The sequence below is a fragment of the Salinivirga sp. genome (assembly GCF_055145285.1).
The window spans coordinates 43,733-62,472 of the sequence record NZ_JBSRDC010000073.1; the positions used below are offsets into that span (position 1 = coordinate 43,733).

An 18,740-nucleotide genomic window follows, 5' to 3' on the forward strand; every position below is an offset into this window, starting at 1 on the left:
GTCTTATCAAAATTTAAGACTATGCGTACCAAACTGATCATTTTATCAGCCCTGCTGCTACTCTCTCATGCCTGCAGAGAAATTCATGTAAAGACAGTAGTGAAAAATAATGGCCAAATTATGCGTTCATACACCCTCAAGCACGATATACCTGAAAATGGCATAAAGCAAACGCCATCGAATGATGCACAAGACGGTCAGTTGCCCAATCTATATTACCCGGTTGATACCAGTTGGAATGTAAAAACGTTTCTTGACACATCCGAAAACAAAAAAGTGAGCACCTACACCAGGTTATTTGAAAATATCGAAGAGCTTAATCATTATTACCAATCAAAAGATTATGGTTTAAAACCGCTGAACCCAGATATAGAAATTAAACGTAATTTCAGATGGTTAAAAACCATTAACCACTATAAAGAAAGCATGCAACAAATTTTTAGCGGAAGCAGTCCGGAAGAGTTTTTTTCAGCAAAAGAAATGAGCACTATTAAAGCCGGAGAAATGCATAACACAGAAGAACTTAAACAAAAATATGAAAGGTGGGTGGCTTATCATATCACTGACGAAATAGCAAATACCGTTCAAAATTATTCCAAAAATGAAATTGACCTGGTCGATTGGAAGAATATTATGCATCAACGTATAAAAATGTCTGACAGTAACAGTCCGCTTGACAAAAACAATCCTTTTAATTTGCCTGAACTCAAAAATGAGCAAAAAGAATTAGACTTTTCAGATTTTAACTTGTTGATTGGAACAATAGAAAAATACTCAAACACCACCCTGAAGGATACCATACGCATGCGCGTTCAAAAACATCTTGAACAGCGGATGGAAATTTACATAGGTCTTTACACAGATGAACTTTTTTACAGTGTTCAGTTGCCGGGCAAAATTATTAGCTCTAATGCAGACAGCATAAAGCAAAACACCGCCTATTGGAAGATGTCGCCGTTTATTGTAGGCGCTCCCTTCGAGATGGAAGTGGTCTCAGAGCAAAGCAATGCAGGGGTAGCTATCACCATTGGTGCAATTCTTATTATTTTAATATTTATCTGGCTGATAAGAAGAAAGGGTTGATGCATTATATATTTCTCAGCTAATCTTTTAACTCTTTTAAAAAGAACCCATAAGTTTCTGCAAGTTCTCTAATATTGCCTCGTAAGGTTCTAGAACCATAATGGCCTGCTTGTTCTTCTATTTTTAACAATACCGGATTTTTTTGGGCTTTCCTGTTTTGTAGCCTTGCTACAAATTTATAGGAATGTAGCGGTGGTACCCTATCGTCATTGTCGCCGGTTTTAATTAACATAGCAGGGTAATTGGTATTTTTCTTAATATTGTGATATGGTGAATAAGCAAGAATACTCAAAAAATCCAAACTGTCTTGAACAGTTCCATACTCCTCGTTATTTATAACGCCAACTGTAAATTTTTCTTTTCTTATCATGTCATGTGGTCCCGCAATAGATACAACTGCATCAAAAAGATCAGGTCTCTGTAATGCTGCTGCTACCACAATAAGCCCTCCGTGAGAACTACCTAAAATTCCGATTCTATCGGAACTGGTGTAATTATGATCAACAAGAAACTCAGCCGCGTTGATTAGGTCTGATATAGTTCTTTGCTTTTTCCTTCTCTTCCCTGCAAGGCTCCATTCAACTCCTTTCATTCCGCCGCCCCTTACATGTGCATAAGCAAATATTCCACCTTCTGAAATAAGATGTACAATACCCGGATTAAAAGAGGGAGATGGGATATTTCCATAACCACCATATGTTTTTAATACCACTGGATTATCACCATTTTTCTCAAGGTCTTTTTTATAAACCAGCACCATTGGGACTTTTACCCCATCATCGGCCTCATACTCTATTGTTTCATACTTTATGTTTTCAAAATCGAAGGATACTGATGTTTTCTTGTTCAACTCTTCTTTATAGGTTTCAAGATCAAGATTATATACGATATCAGGTATTGTGTAAGATTGCCAGGAGTAATAAAGCTCTTTAGCCTCATATTCCGCAGAAAAGCCATCTATTGATGTGGCTGCTGGTAGTTGTTTAGTATGTAAAACTTTTCCATCATAATCATATATAGTGATGAGTGGAGCAAATTTAGTTTGATAAAATGCGATAATTTGATTGGCAAAAGTTAGGGATCCGGTAAGCAATGCTTCATCGTAAGATGGCGCAATGGCTTCCCATTTCATTGGGTTCACCGGATCGACCTTCACAATCATGCCGTTGGATTTATTGCGATGTGTAGACATTATGAACTTGCCATTATGACTATCCAACACACTAAATTCGAAGTTAATATTAGTCAGTAATGGTCTTAATTGATTTATACCAGATTCAAAATCGATGTAGTATAAATTAATTCTTCCATTTTCCGGATTCTCCTGCTTAATGTAAAAAAATCGCTCATTGGAAGTAGTCCCATAAGTAAATTCTGCCTGCGGATTCCTTTTGTTGAGAAAAATAAGCTGGTCATCTTCCTGGTTTGCACCAAGGTTATGGTAGTAAACTTTTTGACCCTGGGTTACTCCAAATTTCCCGACTTGCTCCATGGTCGAATAATAAAAGCCTTTTCCTCTCCAGGCAATATTACTGAATTTTAGCCCGGTAAGATGATCAGACAGATAACTCTCAGTTCTTGTGTTAATTACTTTCACCTCTCCCCAATCTGACCCATTTCTGTCAAATTGAAATGCTAAATATTTCGAATCACCGGATATTTCCCAGGATTTAAGTGAGGTCTTATCTTTTACGGATATATAATTGGGATTTACCAGTACTTCCCAATAATCATTTAGTCTTTTTTTATAAAAAAGCGATGGTGAACTAATGTTATCATTATACGCATATAAAAAGTAAAATTGCCCCTCTTTTCTCGGAAGTTTGTATCTTGTATAAGCATATTTGTCAATATCTACAAAATCTCTGCTGGCTACACGTCTCAAATATCTTTTTGTGAGTTTCTTCTGTGCCTCAAGCCATTCTATCGTTTGTGGTGCATCCGTTTTTTCAAGCCATTGATACGGGTCTTCAATAATGTATTTGTTGTGGAAAGTATCAATAGATATTTTACGGGGGACTTCAACGGGCTGGTAATCTTGACCACATAAGTTCAATGACCATAGAAACAGGCCAACTATTGCAATAATTCTCATAATACTTGAATAACAATTTTCAGGGTAAAAATAATTAATTCTATTCAAACTGCAACAAAACACATAACACAAATTCCTGAGGAATGATTATCAGAAGAAAGGGCTGATACAAACACATCAACCCTTGTAATAATTTTTCATACCAGGTGGCTAATCCTCCACTTCAAAAGCAAATTTTACAGGTTCCACCTGGTAGCCTTTCTCACGTAACATACTTATCAAGCCTTCTTCACCAAAGAGGTGGGCTGCGCCAACAGCTACAAAAGTGCCTGAAACCTTAAATAACGGCTGCATGCGCGACACCATTAACTTATTACGCTTATCCAGCAGATTATCCATAAAATCTTCCGGTATGGAAGGATCCTCCATCAACTTCATGACCCGCTCCTTATCCATATCAAGGTAGGCATCTACCAGCTCCTTGAATTGCCCTTTCATTTTATCCACATCTTCGATACTTTCCATGAGCATATCCATTTGCCTGGCATAAGATAAATCATCAATAATGGCAATTTGCTCTTCCAGGGTCTCTAAGCCCACTACGGTTTTATCAGCTTTGCGAGCCTGCTGTATAAAGTGCATATCAAGCGGCATAGCCATATCGCGTGGCATCAAAGATTGAATCATGTTGGCTGAAATAAAAAATGGCTTCAGACTATTGGCCGTTTCAAGTCCAGCTCCTGTAATATTCTTATACGCTTCCTTTAAACGTGCGTAGGCTTCCTCACTGAGCAGCATATCGAGTGTAGTGTCCTCCATAAACATTACATCCATCATAGTCGAGGGATCAATGCGGTCCATCAGCACTTCTACGGCAACTTTATCTGATTTTTGAAATGCTCTGTCAACGGTTTCACCGTATTCAAAGACGCGTTTATCCTGTATGTGAATAGTCCCATACAGATAAGAGGTATCTTTTAAGTCATTACCATAGACTTTCCACAGCAGTGAGGATTTTCCTTCTTCCTGTACATTAGCATTCATGCGACAGGCGTCGAAGGCAAAAAACAATCCTAATGTACTGATTACTAAAACAAGTTTTGTCATTTTTATATCTTTTTGGTTATTGAACTACAAGGGTGGAAGTATACTTTGTGCCATCAATCCAAAGTGTTACAATTTGAACACCTAATTGCCGGGGCGAATAAGTAATCACCTCCCCAGATGAAATTTGATCTTCTTTTTGAGCTAATAGCCGGCCCGATGCACTGGTAACCAGCAACCGATAACTACTTCCGTGTTCAGCATTCAGTTTTACTGCTTCTTTGACCTGAACCGGATTCGGCTGCAAATGAATTTTTAATAATTATAGTAACCATGCCTTCAAAAATTATTCTTCCGGGTTGTTTTTGGTAAATATAACCAATATTTTGGGCCAGCATAAAAGGATGAACAGAATTTCAAGTATTTGTAATGTTTGATAAAGGATGTGACTACATCGTCATTAATCGGCAAAAACGCATGAATTTTGAGGTTGGTATTATTAAATACTCCCCTTCTTTAAACAAATTTATTCCAAAAAGTTTTTTTTGAATGTTTAGGTAATGTTAAATAATTATCAACTAAAGATTATCGTCTGGAGTTTCATTTAAGAAACGAAATAAATGTTGTTGGTGCGTAAGTAATCTTAATAGTCCAACAACGAATATTCAAAAATTCTAATGTGAAAAGTTTTTGCTTTTTGACCTATATACCGTTAATTCAATAATTAATGGTTCTTGCTACATAAAACCGGGTTTGGCGTTTTTATGGCTACTCCAAATTCATTGTTGCGATGTATATTTAAACATAAATAAAATACCTGCATGTCTTAAAACATAATAAAAAACAAAACTATTCAGCAACTACATTTGTCTTATCTCCCAAATAAAATAGGAGAAAATATGAAAAATAAAAATGTAGTTATTACTGGCGGCACTGGAGGCATTGGATTGGCCCTGGCCCAAAAACTTTTAGATAAAGGAGCAAAAGTATTGTTAGTAGATTTGAATGAAGATGATCTTAAAAAAGCTGCAGATCAACTCAAAAGTGAACATTTGTTCTACTTTAAGGCAGATGTTTCTGACGAACAGGCGGTAAAACGCTATGTTGACTTTGCTGTTGAAAAAATGGGAGGCATTGATATTTTCTACAACAATGCCGGTATAGAAGGTAAAGTTTTACCATTGGAAGAGTACCCAATGGAGCTGTTTCACAAGCTAATTGATGTGAATGTGAAAGGTGTTTTTTACGGCTTGCGGCATGTATTCCCCGTAATGAAGAAAAACAGCAATGGTGGCAACATAGTCATCACTTCATCGGTAGCAGGAATGAGAGGTACAGCCAATGTGCTGCCTTACGTAACCAGTAAACACGCTGTGGTGGGCATGATGAAATCTGCTGCACTTGAGGGAGCCGATCATAAAATTCGCGTCAATACAGTTAACCCTTCACCCGTTGATAACCGTATGATGCGTTCCCTGGAAGATGGCTTTGCACCGGGACAGGCCGAAGCTGCAAAAGAAGGTTTTGAACAGGCCATTCCCCTGAAACGATACGCTACAAACGACGAAGTTGCCAATTTAATGTATTTTCTCGGCAGCGAAGATAGTAGTTTTATTACCGGAGCGGTTCATGCAGTTGATGGCGGCATGACTACCTAAATTTCAGCCAAATAGCAATTATAAATAAACCCCGGATATGCTTTTATGTGTATTCGGGGTTGTTTTTTTAGCTGCCCAGTACCCGGTCACTACAAAATTCTTTACGCCCACACTTAGGGCAATGCTTACCAATCCACACGTCATCAAACTGACCCATGGCAGATTCGACCAATGAAGCATCATTTGTCCAGATACCGGATTCAAAATTCCTGCGATTCAGACTTTTCATACCCATAGCCGCCCCGGTAAGGTTGGCCGAACCAATGTAAGCCCACTGGCTGTCTATAATTATTAATTTGAAATGCACCCGTGGGCACAACATCCTTTCGAGCTGGTGAATCAATTCATCGTGCTTGTCAAAATCCGCTCTAAATCGCGCTCCGGGCTCTTTGGCATGTATTAACCGTACCTCTACCCTGTTATGTAGTAAACCTGCCACAGCCCGCAGAAAGGGCATTGTAACATTGTTGTATTTCACATACAAATCTTTCAAATCAGCAGTACCGATCCATAGCATACGCCTTGCCTGCAATGCCGATTGCAACACCTTGCCGTAATGCGCCTCATTTTTTATATAGGTTATTTCTGGCATCTTTTTAATTAGCGTAAATAAATTTTTTATCCATCCAATTTAGTTGTTAACGCAGCGCCTGTTGTCAGAGTTACAGAGAACCTCCGCCAATAATAAAAGATTTAAACATTTGATTATCTTATTTGTAAGACACAAAAAAAGTTATTATGACACGACTAATCTTTATTACCTTATTTTTATCAGCAGTTACATTTAGCAATGCCCAGCTAACACTCACGGCTGATGTACACAACCCTAATGTGGGCGACTCTTTTGAGCAAAACATCAACAGCGATCCCGCATCAGGGTTCAATGAAGGACCTTCGGGAGCAAATGTAACCTGGGATTTTTCAAACCTCACAGCATCCACCACACGAGGGGTCAGTATACAGGAAGCCAGCAATCCGGATTTCCCTAATGCCGACATTTTTTACAGCCAGGTAAGCACCTACTCTTATTTCGGTACTACAGAAAATGCATTTGTTTATTGGGGTATTTTTACAGATCAGGCGGTTATTGCCTATTCCGATGGAGAAGATCAGGTCCGATACCCACTCACTTATAGCGACAGCTACACAGATACTTTCTCAGGAAGCTATGAAAGTTTTGGACTCACTTACGATCGCGAGGGTACAATTAATGTTGAAGCAGATGGTTATGGCACATTGATAACGCCGGATGCCACCTACAGCAATGCGCTGCGCATTCAAATTGTAAGAAACACTACCGATTACCAAAACGGAACACCTGCAGGTAGCACCGTAGACACCATTTATTACTGGTATGCCGGAGACATTAACTTCCCGGTTATGACCTATTTTAGAAATTATTCAGAGGGATCGTTGGTAGGAGAATCGGCTAACTATTTGACAGATGATGGCGCTCTCGCAATTAATAATGCAGAAACGGCATCATTTAAGGTTTACCCAAACCCTGCCTCAAACAGAATTAATCTCAGTTATGATAACCAACAAATAAAACACATACAAATTCTGGATGTACAGGGGAAATTAGTGAAGGAGTTTTCCAGCAGGGTTGAGACCATTTATACAGAAAACCTTACTGCCGGATCATATTTTATTAAGGTTATTTATAAAAACCAACATTCTGAGCAAACAAAATTTATTAAGCAATAAAATTCATTGCAGTTATCCATAAGTAAATGCTAATGGTCAGTATTAATGAGCTGGCTTTTAGCATTTTTTTAATAAAATCTATAAATACAACCTACCCAAAGCAATTAGCTGGTCCTTTTTTGTGCAGCGCTCTAACAGGTAAATAATATCAGGGCGCACTAAAACGAAAATATTTCTTATTGTTCGTATAATCGATTTCGCTACTGATATTCTTAAGATAATTCATTATCGCGTCTGAACTGGTATAATTCAGAAAATCACCATCATCGCCAAAAAAATTATCGTGAACCGCTGCCACATAATCATTAACAGCTACCGTCAATAGTTCCTGATCATTTAGCAGCTCATGATCAGTATTGTATAATTCTACAGTTGCTCCGGACTGATCAATAATTAATCCGCTGTAGTAAAAACCTGACTGAGATTGCGCTAAAAAATCTTCGATACGCCCAACAGTTCGCTCATATAGCACCATTCCATTGAAAAACGGATCGATCTCAAAAACCTCCCGCCTTGTTATATCTCCCTCATCGAGCCATGAGCGTACACCCCCTGTATTCTGAAAAGCCAAATCTGCTCCGGTAGTAGTCCTCATAGCTTCTGTCATAAACGCACCCACCGATGTTTTTGACTGATATTGAGCCGAATAACCAATCACTTCATTCAAATAAGGTTTCATTTCCAGTTCGTAATCGTTAACCAGCATTTGTATCTCCTTGTCATACGTGTCAACGGTCGACAAATCAATTTCCTCATAGGTAATATCTGTCAATTTCTCATTACTAAAAGCCAATTCAATTTTACCGAGATAGTGGAGGTAACTACCGGCCTGAAAAACCGGAATATCATTGATAACGGTATCAATTCTTTGATGACTGTGCCCGCCGATAATTAAATCAAAAAACGGGAACCGTTCGGCAAGTTGAAAATCGCCAATAGCTTCATGGTCACCGCTAATTCCCATGTGCGACAAGGCAACTAAAACATCAATATCATCGCGTAGTTTAATGTCACGATACTGTTCTAAAATTACTTCGGCTTTTTGGAAATTGAATGTTTTTACGCGCCAGGGATGCGTACTGGGTATAACGGCTCCTTTTTTTCCGCGGGTTTCAATTAGCCCAAGAAAAGCTATATCAATATTCCCGGCCGTAATGGTAAAATATTCCCGGGGTTCAGGAACTCCTGAAGTGCGCATGTCCACATTGGCACAAACCCACTCAAAATTCGATTGTTCCATTCGGTTTTTCAAGGTAGTTGTTCCGTAGTCAAACTCATGGTTACCCAATGTCATGACTTCAAAACCTACTTTATTCATCAGGTCAATGATTGGGTACCCCCGTTCTGCATATTGATCTACAACAGGATTACCTGAAAACACATCACCACTGCAAGCCAGAATTACATCAGAACCTTGCCGTGCCTCATCAACAATGTGTTTAATTTTAGCAAAATTGTCGAGCTGACCGTGTACATCATGTACAAAAAAAATAGTGACCTCCCGGGTAGACTCATCAGCCTGACTACCTGATTTGGAATTTTGGCACCCTGTAGTTGCCAGAAAAAACAGTAAAATTAAAAAACGATAAAGCATTGGTTTAAGTTGAATTATTAGACAAAAATATTAAGTTGTACAAAAAGCCTTACATAAAAAAACCTAATAAACAATGAACATAAAAAAAAACGTTATGGTTTTAAATAATTAATCATAAAATATTAAAATTAGTGTTAATTTTATTAAATTGAGTAGGTCATTTACAAACATTCACTCAAAACATGATTTTTAAAAAGAAAAAAAAGAAAATTGGATTGGCTCTTGGCGGAGGGGCCGTTTTGGGAGCAGCACACGTTGGTGTGCTCCGCGCGCTTGAAGAGCACGATATTGAAATAAGTTTTATAGCAGGCACCAGCATCGGAGCCTTTGTAGGTGCTTTTTATGCTTTTGGGAAAAGCTGGCAGGATATTAACAAAATTGCCTCCGAGCTCAAATGGGTTGATATCACAGAATTATCGCTCTCCCGGTACGGGCTCCTTTCAAATGAGAAAATGGGCAAACTCATCAAAAAACACATAGGTGAGCAATCACTCGAAGATGCCAAAATCCCGCTCAGCATGATTGCTACCGATGTAAGCAATGGCAAAAAAGTAGTCATCGACAAGGGTTCCGTAGCCAAAGGAGCCATGGCCAGTAGTTGTATCCCCGGCATTTTTAACCCCACTATCATAAACGATAAAATGCTGGTAGATGGCGGAATTGTAGAAAATGTCCCGATAAATACCCTTAAAAAAATGGGCGCCGATTATGTAATAGGCGTAGATCTGAATGCAAATCACAACTATGACAAGCCGCAAAACATTCTGGATGTAGCCCTAAACAGCTTTCATTTTACCTTAATGGCTGCCGCCAAACTGCAAACCGAAGATGCTGACCTGTTAATAGAACCCGATTTGTCAGGATTTAACCGTTCAGACATGGCCCAGGTAAATGATTTAATGAAACAGGGATACAAAGACGCCCAAAAAGCGTTAAAATCTTTTAAATAACATAACGTTCAACTTAAAAAGCAATTCTATGAAAAACTTAAAAAGCACATTGGCCCTTTTACTTGTTTTTGCCCTCTTTGCTGCTTGCAACAGCAAAGACAAAACAGAAAAAGAAAAACTGAAAGAAGAAATGCAGGAAGCCGTTGATGCATCAAAAGATTATGCCGAATCGCAAGTCAACGACCTGAAAGCCAGTATTAAGGAGTTCCAGGACAAAACCAATGAAAAAATTGAAAATTTGAAGTCAAAAACAGAAGAACTGGGGGAAGACGCACAAATGAAATATCAGGAGCAACTCGTAAAGATTGAAAATCAACAGAAACAGCTTAAAGAAAAAATGCAGGAATACGAAGATGCAGCCGGAGATAAAAAGGAGGAGCTCAAAAAGGATATCAAAAACCTAAAAGACGCGCTCAGTAAAAGTGTAAAAACATTTGAAGAAGAACTGGAAAAGAAATAAACCAAATAAAAAAACACACTATGGATAAAGAAACATACAAAGCTAAAGCCAAGAAAAGCATTGATGATATTTTTGCTAAAATCGATGAACTTGAAACCAAAAAAGATCAGGCCCAGGAAGGAGCTAAACAAAAGTACACTGAAAAAATTGAAGAGCTCAAAGCAAAAAAGAATGATTTAAAATTGAAATATGATGAGCTTGTTAATGCATCAGAAGAAAAATGGGAAAGCGCCAAAAACAAATTTTCCGAAAGCACAGATTACTTTAAAAAAGGCTTTTCCGAATTAGGCGAAATCTTCAAGTAAAATCTTGTTTGATAACCGTTTGGATATGAAACGTATCCAAACGGTTTTTTTAACATAAATAAAATGAGGTTTAAAAAAATTGAGTGGAAGCATTCCACAAAGTTATTACTCTTTATTTTGTCAATCATGCTCCTCGCTCATTCAAATATCAATGGCCAAGTACTGCACACCGAGGGTTTTAATGTAATTTTAGACAGCACAAAAAAATTACAAGGTTCCATATTGCCAAACCTGGAATTTCAGACCCAGAAAAAAGATTTGCTCGAAATTGAAAATTATGCTGACCTCTCTTTCCGTATTGGCGAGCACCATGCTTTTACCATAGCCAACAAAGTTGAGCTCTCAACCTTCGGTAAAGAAACACTGCTCAGTGGAGGCTACCTATATGCCGAATACCGGAGCATTCTGGACAAAAAATTTGCACTCGAACCATATAACCAGGTTCACTGGGCAGAAGCACGCGGACTGGAGTTCAAATATACCGGAGGTATAAATCTGCGGTGGCGTGCCATTACAAAAGATATAATTGGCATTTACGCCGGAGCTGGACCGTTTTACGAGTATGAGCGATGGAATTACGATGGTATAGCAACAGAACATGACATTCCACAAGACGTTACGCCCGTGAAATCAGAAAAGCTAAAACTTGGCAGTTATCTGAGCATAAAATACAACCCCTTCCAGGCACTCTCAATTGATTTAAGTGCATACCACCAGGCTGCATTCGACAATATTTTTCATAAACCCAGGCTCGCTGCGAGCTCCGGTGCCACATGGAATATCAGTGCACATTTTGGGCTTTCGGTCATTTATCAGTTCATTTACGACTACCACCCACTCGTCCCCATCCGAAAAGATTTTCACAAAATAATATTTGGCTTTGAGATATCCTTCTAATTACTAAATCGAATCAAAACGTTGTCGTCTTTTAGCCCTGAATAAGTTGCGCCTCAGGCTTTTCAGTAGACCCTACTTAAAGCCACAGAATAGCTTATCTAAAAAAACCAGCAACCAGACAAGGGTAACAATCCAAATTAATGATTAGCAAAAACAATCTTTTTTTGTTGAGTGCGGTGGAGAAAATCATAATTTACAAAAATTACAACTCAATCTACACATTTTCAGTTTTTTAAAATTTCTTTGATGTATTTTTGATGTAGTGCTAAAATACCCTTGTTGAGTTTTTGACGTCGTGCTTTTTTTGCTTGAGGGTGGTTTTGTACGGAACTTAGTACAAAGAAAACAAAATTATTTTTTCATGTACATTATTTAAAAATTAATTCTCGATGAATGTACTGTCAATATTGATGCAAACGATTGCAAGGATTCTAAACCAGGCAGTAAGTTCTTCCTGAACATTAAACTAAAAATACAAACTGATGAAAAAAATTACGCTTCTGACGCTCACATTATTTTTAACGACCTTTTCTTTATGGGCCCAAAGAACGGTCTCCGGTGTTGTGGAAGACACCGAAGGTAACACTTTACCAGGAGTAAATGTTGTAATTAAGGGTACCACCCAAGGAACTATAACTAATGCTGAAGGCCAATATAGCATAGAAGTCCCAAACGACGATGCGGTTTTGGTTTTTTCCTTTATTAGTTATACCACAGAGGAAATAAAAGTGGGTGGCCAAAGCCAAATCAATGTTACCATGATACCAAGCTTAGAGGCTCTCAGCGAGGTAGTGGTTGTTGGTTATGGTGTTCAAAAGAAAAGCCTGGTGACAGGTGCCATTTCAAAGGTCGATGCCCGGGATCTTGAAACTAACCAGGTACGCGTAGAGCAAGCCCTGCAAGGCAAAACAGCCGGTGTAAACATTATGCAGGAATCCGGATCGCCAGGTGGAAATATTACCGTACGTATTCGGGGAACAGGTTCCAATAAAGATTCCAACCCCCTGTTTATTGTAGATGGTATGCGCACCGGTAGTATTGAGTACCTTAATCCCAATGACATTGAGTCTGTTGAAATATTGAAAGATGCGGCATCGGCTGCCATTTATGGTGCAGCCGCCGGTAATGGTGTTGTTCTTATTACAACCAAATCAGGAAACAAAGGAAAATCAGTAGTTTCATACAACGGTAACTTCGGTGTACAGGCTGCCCGTCAACTTAACGATGTATTAAACGCCAAAGAATATGCAACTTATTACAGGGAAGGCCTGAAACACGAACTTGAGATGCAATATTTCGGACAGGAAATTCCGGACGAACTCATGCAAATGATGCTCGATGGATCATATCCATTCAACCCCGATACCTTAGGTGAAGGTACCGATTGGATAAATGAAATATTCAGTCCAGCTCAAATCCAGGAACACAATGTTTCAATTTCAGGTGGCAGCGACAAGACCTCCTACTTCTTTTCTACCTCGTTTTTATCTCAAGGTGGTATTGTGGGTGGTTCAAAATCACAATTCGATCGTATTACCGCACGTTTAAATGCTGACCATCAGGTTAAAGAATGGTTGAAATTTGGAACGAATGTTTCTTATACACACTTCGAGCGAAAATCAATTGGTGAGAATAACGAATTTGGAGGTGTTATTTCCAATGCCATGAACATCGATCCACTAACACCGGTATATTTCGACGACACTACTGACATTCCAACTGGCTACTGGGACCAAATTACTGCTAATATTGATAATGTGGAAAGTTCCTCTCTGAGTGCAGGAGAAAATGGTTACTACGGAATGTCCAAACGCGTGACAAATGAGGTTGTAAACCCTGTAGCACAAATAGCCAATACACACAACGATTGGTATACAGACAAAGTATTGGCTAAAGCAAACATGACAATTGAACCCATAGACGGTTTGACATTCAATTCTTCTTACGACATTGACTTATCATATGGGAACTATCATACCTGGACACCTCAATATTACTACCACTCAATCAATTACAATTATTTAAGCAATGCATACCAGGAGATTCAGCGTACCTTTGCATGGCAATGGGAGAATGTAATTAATTATCATAAAAAATTTGGCGGACACGATTTTACAGCCATGCTGGGGCATTCCATGAGAGATTATAACTTTTACATGATAGGTGGAAGAGGCGAAGGTTTGCAAGAAGAATCATGGGATTTTGCAGGCATTGGAGAAACACTTAGTGATTCGGTGGAAGCAGCCACCAGTGGATACAGGCACCCCGGGGATCGTCTGCTGTCATATTTTGGTCGTTTGAATTACAACTTCGAAGACAAGTATATGGCCACATTAATCTTGCGTTCTGATGCCTCTTCAAAACTAAGTAGCGAAAACCGCACCCAATATTTCCCTTCAGCTTCTGTTGGCTGGACAGTGACAAATGAAAATTTTTGGAATGTAAATGCTGTAAACTTCTTAAAATTCCGTTTTGGATGGGGAAGAAATGGAAATATCGGCTCGCTGGGGACATTTGAGTATGCCTCTGTGATTCAAACATCAGCCCCTGCAAGCTATTACACAGGCCAGGGGACTTTAGTAGGTGCTGAACCCGTACAGTTGAGTAACCCCGATTTAATATGGGAAACAGTGCAGCAAACCAATATTGGCCTTGATGCAAGATTCTTTAATGATGCTTTATCGCTTACGACAGACCTCTATTGGAAAAAAACAATTGATTTAATTACAAAAGCATCAATTCCTGAATATGTAGGAAACAACATTCCTAACGCCAACGAAGGAGACATTTTAAACAGAGGTGTAGAACTGGAATTAGGTTATAAAGGCAATGTTTGGGGTATAAATTATGATATCTCAGCAATAGCAGCCTATAACCATAATGAGGTAACCAAACTTGAAGGTACTCTAATCGGGTCCAATCTGGGAACAACCGGACATATTACGCAGTCTGAGCAAGGCTTTCCAATTTGGTACATCTACGGATATGAAGCAGAAGGTGTTTTCGACTCTTTCGAAGAGATAGAAGCATATACCGATGGCGCAGGAAATTTGATACAACCTAAAGCAATCCCGGGCGACGTAAAATTCACAGACCTCAACGGTGACGGTGTAATAAATGAAGACGATAAAACAATGATTGGTAACCCCCACCCTGACTGGACTTTAGGATTCAATATGAATCTAGATTACAGAGGTTTTGATTTGAAAGTATTTTTCCAGAGTGCCCTCGGACATGATATTTATTATGGTGCTTATAGAACAGACCTGATGAACAATAACAAACCAACATTCTTATATGAGAATGCATGGACACCTGAAAACCATACAGATGAGGTCCCCAGGTATACCATTAGTGATAACAACAACAACTTCTCACATAACAGTTTGTTTGTTTTCGACGGAAGTTACCTGCGCCTGCAAAACCTCGAGTTAGGTTATTCATTCAAAGCAGCAATACTTGACAAATTAAACATCAGCAAGCTTAGACTTTATGTTTCAGGGCAAAACTTATTTGTATTGACCAAATACCCCGGAACTGATCCTGAGGTTGGAAACTCCGACGGGTCCTATTTTAAAACCAGTGTTGGTATTGACCGTGGTCTTTATCCAAGACCAAGAGTTATTTCATTTGGTGTAAACCTTTCAATCTAATAAAATATAATCAGTATTATGAAATCAATTAAATATATATTTATTACGCTTGTACTGCTTTCATCAGGTTGTGCTGATGATTGGCTCGAACTTGAACCGGTTGGACAAAAGTTAGAAAGTAATTTTTATCAAACCGAGGGCGACATCTATCAGGGGCTCATTGCAGCATATTCAATGCTACAGCCCAAGTACTTTTCAGGATGGTCTTCTTACTACTTTTTAGCCAATTTCCCTTCAGATGATTCTGAAGTAGTTGGTGGCGGACCAGGCGACAGGCCCGAATACACGGCCGTTGGAGATTTTTCAATGCTACCAACAAACGCTGCTGTGTTGCAGCTTTGGCGTAGAGGCTATTATGGGGTTTATCGCGCCAATTTGGTTATTCAAAATGCCGACCCTAGTGCCTCTCAAACATCAAGGGAGTATATTGCAGAAGCAAAGTTTTTAAGAGCATATTTCTACTTTGAGCTCGTACGGTTTTTTGGTGATGTGCCGCTAATTACGGCGCAGCTCACACCAGATGAATATAACCAGGAAAGAAAGCCCGCAAGACAGGTTTATCAACAAATTGTTGCTGACTTGCAAGCTGCAATCCCTGACCTGGCAGTGGCGCCATCGGAAAGTTACAGAGCTACAAAAGGTGCTGCTCAGGCACTTTTGGGCAAGGCTTATCTTTATATGGCCTCACCTTACTATTATAACACCTATAACTTTGAGCTCTCACGAACAGAATATTACCAATTGGCTGCAAACCAGTTCGATTCGGTAATTAAATTAGGCCAGTATGAACTGGAACCGAATTACGATGACATATGGAGCTATGAACACGAACACGGCCAGGAGTCCATATTTGAAATTGAATATGCCAACATCGCACGTGGTGGCGATTGGGGCAATGGACGTGTAAATGGAGGCAACATTGATGTGCAAATGTGCGGCCCCCGTCAGATTTCTACTGACACACTATTGGCTGGCTGGGGCTTCGATATGGTAACCCAGGACCTTATTTCAGCATACGATGCCGAAGGTGATACTGAAAGAAAAAATGGAACCGCTTATGGCGAGGCATTCCTCAACTCTATTGGAGCTTCAGGTTGGGACCAAAACGAAGGCTATACCGGTTGGTTTAGCAAAAAACGAGCCCCATGGGCACATCTCACCTGGGATAGTCAAGCTGAATGGAATTTTGAAACCAATGAGCGTGTTATTCGCTACGCCGATGTTTTACTCATGATGGCCGAAGCCATTGTTGGAGGAGCAACAGCACCACAAAGTGCCGACTACTACTTTAACCAGGTTAGGGAACGTGTAGATTTGGTTCCCATTGGTGGTGTAACTATGGAAGACATTAAGAAAGAAAGAAGACTGGAACTGGCCATGGAGGGATTCAGGTTCTTTGATCTCGTACGCTGGGGAGATGCTGCCACAGAACTTGGCGAGAGAGGATTCGTTCAGGGTAAACACGAGGTGTTCCCTATCCCACAACAAGAAATAATTCTGTCAGAATACGCATTAACGCAAAACGCTAATTATTAAAATTCACTTAAGTATTAACCAAAACTATTTTATTATGAAGAACTTTATGCTTTCCTTTTTATTCGTCTTTGCACTTGTCACAGGTGCCATAGGACAAACAACGTTAGTTGATTTCGAAACAGTAAGCGATCCACTCGTTGAGCCTTTTAACCTTACTGCATACAACAACGCAGTTGCCAACCCATCCGGAACAGGTTTCGTTGGCGAAGCTGTAAAAGATGGTGATGCATTTTGGGGTGGTATAAACATCTATTTTGGTGGTGATATCGACCTTTCTGCCGCTGGTGATGTTTTTACAATTGACTTCTATACAGAAGATCCGGGTGTAAATGACTCTATTTTGTTTAAGTTTCAATTATTCAACCGCTACGGTGGTGCTGAAACTGTAGAAGTAGATGCATATTACAGTGATGCTAACGATCCAAGTGTTGGATCATGGAAAACGCTTGAATTTGCCATTCCTGACTCTATTTCTGGATCATACAACCAAATGGTAATTTTCTTTGGTTGGGATTATTCAACCGATGGCGATGTATATTATTATGACAATATTGTTGCTCCCGGGTATACTGCCTACGGTAACACAGATGTTACATTTAATATTACAGACAAGTTCAACACCGCAGAGAATGTAACATTATTCATTGACGGAACTGAAACTGCACTTACACAAACAGACAATGTATACAGTGCGACAGAAAGCTTAGCTTCTTACAATATTACAGCCGGTCAGGCTCAGGGTATTTATGAAGTAGTTTATTCACACATGGCATTTGGTTCAGAGGTGAGAGATACTTCTCAACTAATTGTTGGTAACTCTACAGGTACCCAGGAAGTAATGAAAATTATAATCGTAGAAGAAGAAGAAGACGGTACTGCATTTGCCATTGACGTAGATGGAAATCCTCCGGTAATTGACGGTATAATTGACGCACCTTGGGACAATGCCAAAATGCACGCACTACAGCAACGTGACTGGTGGGGAACTCCTACACCATTGTATTCTTACTACAAAGTAATGTGGGATATCTCGAATGTATACATCCTGAACTACGTAGAAGATGCTACACCGCAAAATGGTGGTGCTAATGCATGGGATAACGACAATGTTGAGCTATTCTTCGACATGGACCAATCAGCTTCTGAACCATTTGACGGTAATGACTGGCAAATTCGCTGCGTACGTGGATTAGACACCTGGAGTGGATCAGATGGCGTAGATGCAACCTGGGGTGCAGAAGTTTCAAGAGCACAAACCGAAATGGCCAACAACGAAGGTTATATCGTAGAATGGGCCATTCCATGGACACAACTAGGCAATTTCATTCCATTAGCAGGTAACCCATTTAATTTCGATGTAATTGCCGCTGACGATAAAGACGGTGTTGGTGGTCGTGATTATATGGTTTCATGGAATACTACATTAGATCAAAACTACTACAATACTGCAGCTTATGGAACAATTACACTTTCAGACATGACTAATGAAACAGCCATTTCTGATGTAGCACCTGTTCCTGGTTTGTCACTTTATCCAAACCCGGTTGCAGATCAACTTTACATTCAGGCTGGTAACCCAATAAAAGAAGTTGTTATTTATGATGTTGTAGGTCGTCAGACCAATAATATCAACAACCTAAACAGCAAATCAGTAACACTGAATGTTGGCGACTTAGGCAGCAATGCAATTTACATAGTGAAGATTGTGGATAACAATGGAAATGTGAGTTCTAAAAAAATCACAGTACAGTAATTCACTCTTGATTAAGAGGCTGCCATGAGCAGCCTCTTATTTTCTTTACTTTTTTTTGACTTCAA

15 protein-coding genes are annotated in these 18,740 nt (G+C 39.3%); 10 read left to right on the plus strand and 5 right to left on the minus strand.

Features of this window, described 5'->3' with window-relative positions; all coding sequences use genetic code 11:
* Positions 1 to 21 precede the first annotated feature (21 nt).
* Complete coding sequence (locus ACTB0Y_RS15450; RefSeq protein ID WP_463207734.1) at positions 22 to 1,083, plus strand: hypothetical protein; 1,062 nt, start codon at positions 22 to 24, stop codon at positions 1,081 to 1,083.
* Between the two features lie 19 nt (positions 1,084 to 1,102).
* Here ACTB0Y_RS15450 and ACTB0Y_RS15455 read toward each other — a convergent pair whose 3' ends face one another.
* From ACTB0Y_RS15455 to ACTB0Y_RS15465, 3 genes are all read right to left on the minus strand, one after another.
* Positions 1,103 to 3,178 carry a prolyl oligopeptidase family serine peptidase gene (locus ACTB0Y_RS15455; RefSeq protein WP_463207735.1) on the minus strand — a complete coding sequence of 692 codons (2,076 nt, stop codon included), beginning with the start codon at positions 3,176 to 3,178 and terminating at the stop codon, positions 1,103 to 1,105.
* Between the two features lie 150 nt (positions 3,179 to 3,328).
* The gene (locus ACTB0Y_RS15460) at positions 3,329 to 4,225 is read right to left on the minus strand and encodes a TraB/GumN family protein (RefSeq protein WP_463207736.1); all 897 of its coding nucleotides are present in this window, start codon (positions 4,223 to 4,225) and stop codon (positions 3,329 to 3,331) included.
* Positions 4,226 to 4,241: 16 nt separating this feature from the next.
* The gene (locus ACTB0Y_RS15465; RefSeq protein WP_463207737.1) at positions 4,242 to 4,469 is read right to left on the minus strand and encodes a hypothetical protein; all 228 of its coding nucleotides are present in this window, start codon (positions 4,467 to 4,469) and stop codon (positions 4,242 to 4,244) included.
* A 592-nt stretch (positions 4,470 to 5,061) separates the two neighbouring features.
* On the opposite strand from ACTB0Y_RS15465, the gene ACTB0Y_RS15470 reads away from it, so the two are divergent.
* Positions 5,062 to 5,820, plus strand: a complete 759-nt coding sequence (locus ACTB0Y_RS15470) for an SDR family NAD(P)-dependent oxidoreductase (protein WP_463207738.1) — start codon at positions 5,062 to 5,064, stop codon at positions 5,818 to 5,820.
* 67 nt (positions 5,821 to 5,887) lie between these two features.
* On the opposite strand, the gene ACTB0Y_RS15475 is transcribed toward ACTB0Y_RS15470, so the two are convergent.
* Positions 5,888 to 6,412 (minus strand): phospholipase D-like domain-containing protein, encoded by a 525-nt coding sequence (locus ACTB0Y_RS15475; protein ID WP_463207739.1) that lies wholly within the window; start codon positions 6,410 to 6,412, stop codon positions 5,888 to 5,890.
* Between the two features lie 146 nt (positions 6,413 to 6,558).
* Between ACTB0Y_RS15475 and ACTB0Y_RS15480 the strand changes: the two genes are divergently transcribed.
* Positions 6,559 to 7,527 (plus strand): T9SS type A sorting domain-containing protein, encoded by a 969-nt coding sequence (locus tag ACTB0Y_RS15480; protein ID WP_463207740.1) that lies wholly within the window; start codon positions 6,559 to 6,561, stop codon positions 7,525 to 7,527.
* Between the two features lie 148 nt (positions 7,528 to 7,675).
* On the opposite strand, the gene ACTB0Y_RS15485 is transcribed toward ACTB0Y_RS15480, so the two are convergent.
* The gene (locus ACTB0Y_RS15485; protein WP_463207741.1) at positions 7,676 to 9,121 is read right to left on the minus strand and encodes a bifunctional metallophosphatase/5'-nucleotidase; all 1,446 of its coding nucleotides are present in this window, start codon (positions 9,119 to 9,121) and stop codon (positions 7,676 to 7,678) included.
* Positions 9,122 to 9,303: 182 nt separating this feature from the next.
* On the opposite strand from ACTB0Y_RS15485, the gene ACTB0Y_RS15490 reads away from it, so the two are divergent.
* The 7 genes from ACTB0Y_RS15490 (at position 9,304) to ACTB0Y_RS15520 (ending at position 18,675) form a co-directional block, all read left to right on the plus strand.
* The gene (locus ACTB0Y_RS15490) at positions 9,304 to 10,071 is read left to right on the plus strand and encodes a patatin-like phospholipase family protein (protein WP_463207742.1); all 768 of its coding nucleotides are present in this window, start codon (positions 9,304 to 9,306) and stop codon (positions 10,069 to 10,071) included.
* Between the two features lie 28 nt (positions 10,072 to 10,099).
* On the plus strand, positions 10,100 to 10,531 hold the full coding sequence (locus ACTB0Y_RS15495) for a sll1863 family stress response protein (protein ID WP_463207743.1): 432 nt from the start codon (positions 10,100 to 10,102) through the stop codon (positions 10,529 to 10,531).
* 20 nt (positions 10,532 to 10,551) lie between these two features.
* Positions 10,552 to 10,836, plus strand: coding sequence for a sll1863 family stress response protein (locus tag ACTB0Y_RS15500; RefSeq protein ID WP_463207744.1), 285 nt, complete (start codon positions 10,552 to 10,554; stop codon positions 10,834 to 10,836).
* A gap of 63 nt (positions 10,837 to 10,899) precedes the next feature.
* Positions 10,900 to 11,733 carry a hypothetical protein gene (locus ACTB0Y_RS15505; protein WP_463207745.1) on the plus strand — a complete coding sequence of 278 codons (834 nt, stop codon included), beginning with the start codon at positions 10,900 to 10,902 and terminating at the stop codon, positions 11,731 to 11,733.
* A gap of 482 nt (positions 11,734 to 12,215) precedes the next feature.
* Entirely contained in the window at positions 12,216 to 15,386 is a 3,171-nt protein-coding gene (locus ACTB0Y_RS15510) for a SusC/RagA family TonB-linked outer membrane protein (protein ID WP_463207746.1), read from the plus strand.
* 18 nt (positions 15,387 to 15,404) lie between these two features.
* Complete coding sequence (locus ACTB0Y_RS15515) at positions 15,405 to 16,922, plus strand: RagB/SusD family nutrient uptake outer membrane protein (protein ID WP_463207747.1); 1,518 nt, start codon at positions 15,405 to 15,407, stop codon at positions 16,920 to 16,922.
* Between the two features lie 34 nt (positions 16,923 to 16,956).
* Entirely contained in the window at positions 16,957 to 18,675 is a 1,719-nt protein-coding gene (locus ACTB0Y_RS15520; RefSeq protein ID WP_463207748.1) for a T9SS type A sorting domain-containing protein, read from the plus strand.
* Positions 18,676 to 18,740: the final 65 nt, after the last annotated feature.

What these genes read in the sequence shown, in the direction of transcription:
- ACTB0Y_RS15450 (WP_463207734.1), top strand. Translation starts at nt 22, where the DNA reads ATGCGTACCAAACTGATCATTTTATCAGCCCTGCTGCTACTCTCTCAT.
- ACTB0Y_RS15455 (WP_463207735.1), bottom strand. Translation starts at nt 3,178, where the DNA reads ATGAGAATTATTGCAATAGTTGGCCTGTTTCTATGGTCATTGAACTTA.
- ACTB0Y_RS15460 (WP_463207736.1), bottom strand. Translation starts at nt 4,225, where the DNA reads ATGACAAAACTTGTTTTAGTAATCAGTACATTAGGATTGTTTTTTGCC.
- ACTB0Y_RS15470 (WP_463207738.1), top strand. Translation starts at nt 5,062, where the DNA reads ATGAAAAATAAAAATGTAGTTATTACTGGCGGCACTGGAGGCATTGGA.
- ACTB0Y_RS15475 (WP_463207739.1), bottom strand. Translation starts at nt 6,412, where the DNA reads ATGCCAGAAATAACCTATATAAAAAATGAGGCGCATTACGGCAAGGTG.
- ACTB0Y_RS15480 (WP_463207740.1), top strand. Translation starts at nt 6,559, where the DNA reads ATGACACGACTAATCTTTATTACCTTATTTTTATCAGCAGTTACATTT.
- ACTB0Y_RS15485 (WP_463207741.1), bottom strand. Translation starts at nt 9,121, where the DNA reads ATGCTTTATCGTTTTTTAATTTTACTGTTTTTTCTGGCAACTACAGGG.
- ACTB0Y_RS15490 (WP_463207742.1), top strand. Translation starts at nt 9,304, where the DNA reads ATGATTTTTAAAAAGAAAAAAAAGAAAATTGGATTGGCTCTTGGCGGA.
- ACTB0Y_RS15495 (WP_463207743.1), top strand. Translation starts at nt 10,100, where the DNA reads ATGAAAAACTTAAAAAGCACATTGGCCCTTTTACTTGTTTTTGCCCTC.
- ACTB0Y_RS15500 (WP_463207744.1), top strand. Translation starts at nt 10,552, where the DNA reads ATGGATAAAGAAACATACAAAGCTAAAGCCAAGAAAAGCATTGATGAT.
- ACTB0Y_RS15505 (WP_463207745.1), top strand. Translation starts at nt 10,900, where the DNA reads ATGAGGTTTAAAAAAATTGAGTGGAAGCATTCCACAAAGTTATTACTC.
- ACTB0Y_RS15510 (WP_463207746.1), top strand. Translation starts at nt 12,216, where the DNA reads ATGAAAAAAATTACGCTTCTGACGCTCACATTATTTTTAACGACCTTT.
- ACTB0Y_RS15515 (WP_463207747.1), top strand. Translation starts at nt 15,405, where the DNA reads ATGAAATCAATTAAATATATATTTATTACGCTTGTACTGCTTTCATCA.
- ACTB0Y_RS15520 (WP_463207748.1), top strand. Translation starts at nt 16,957, where the DNA reads ATGAAGAACTTTATGCTTTCCTTTTTATTCGTCTTTGCACTTGTCACA.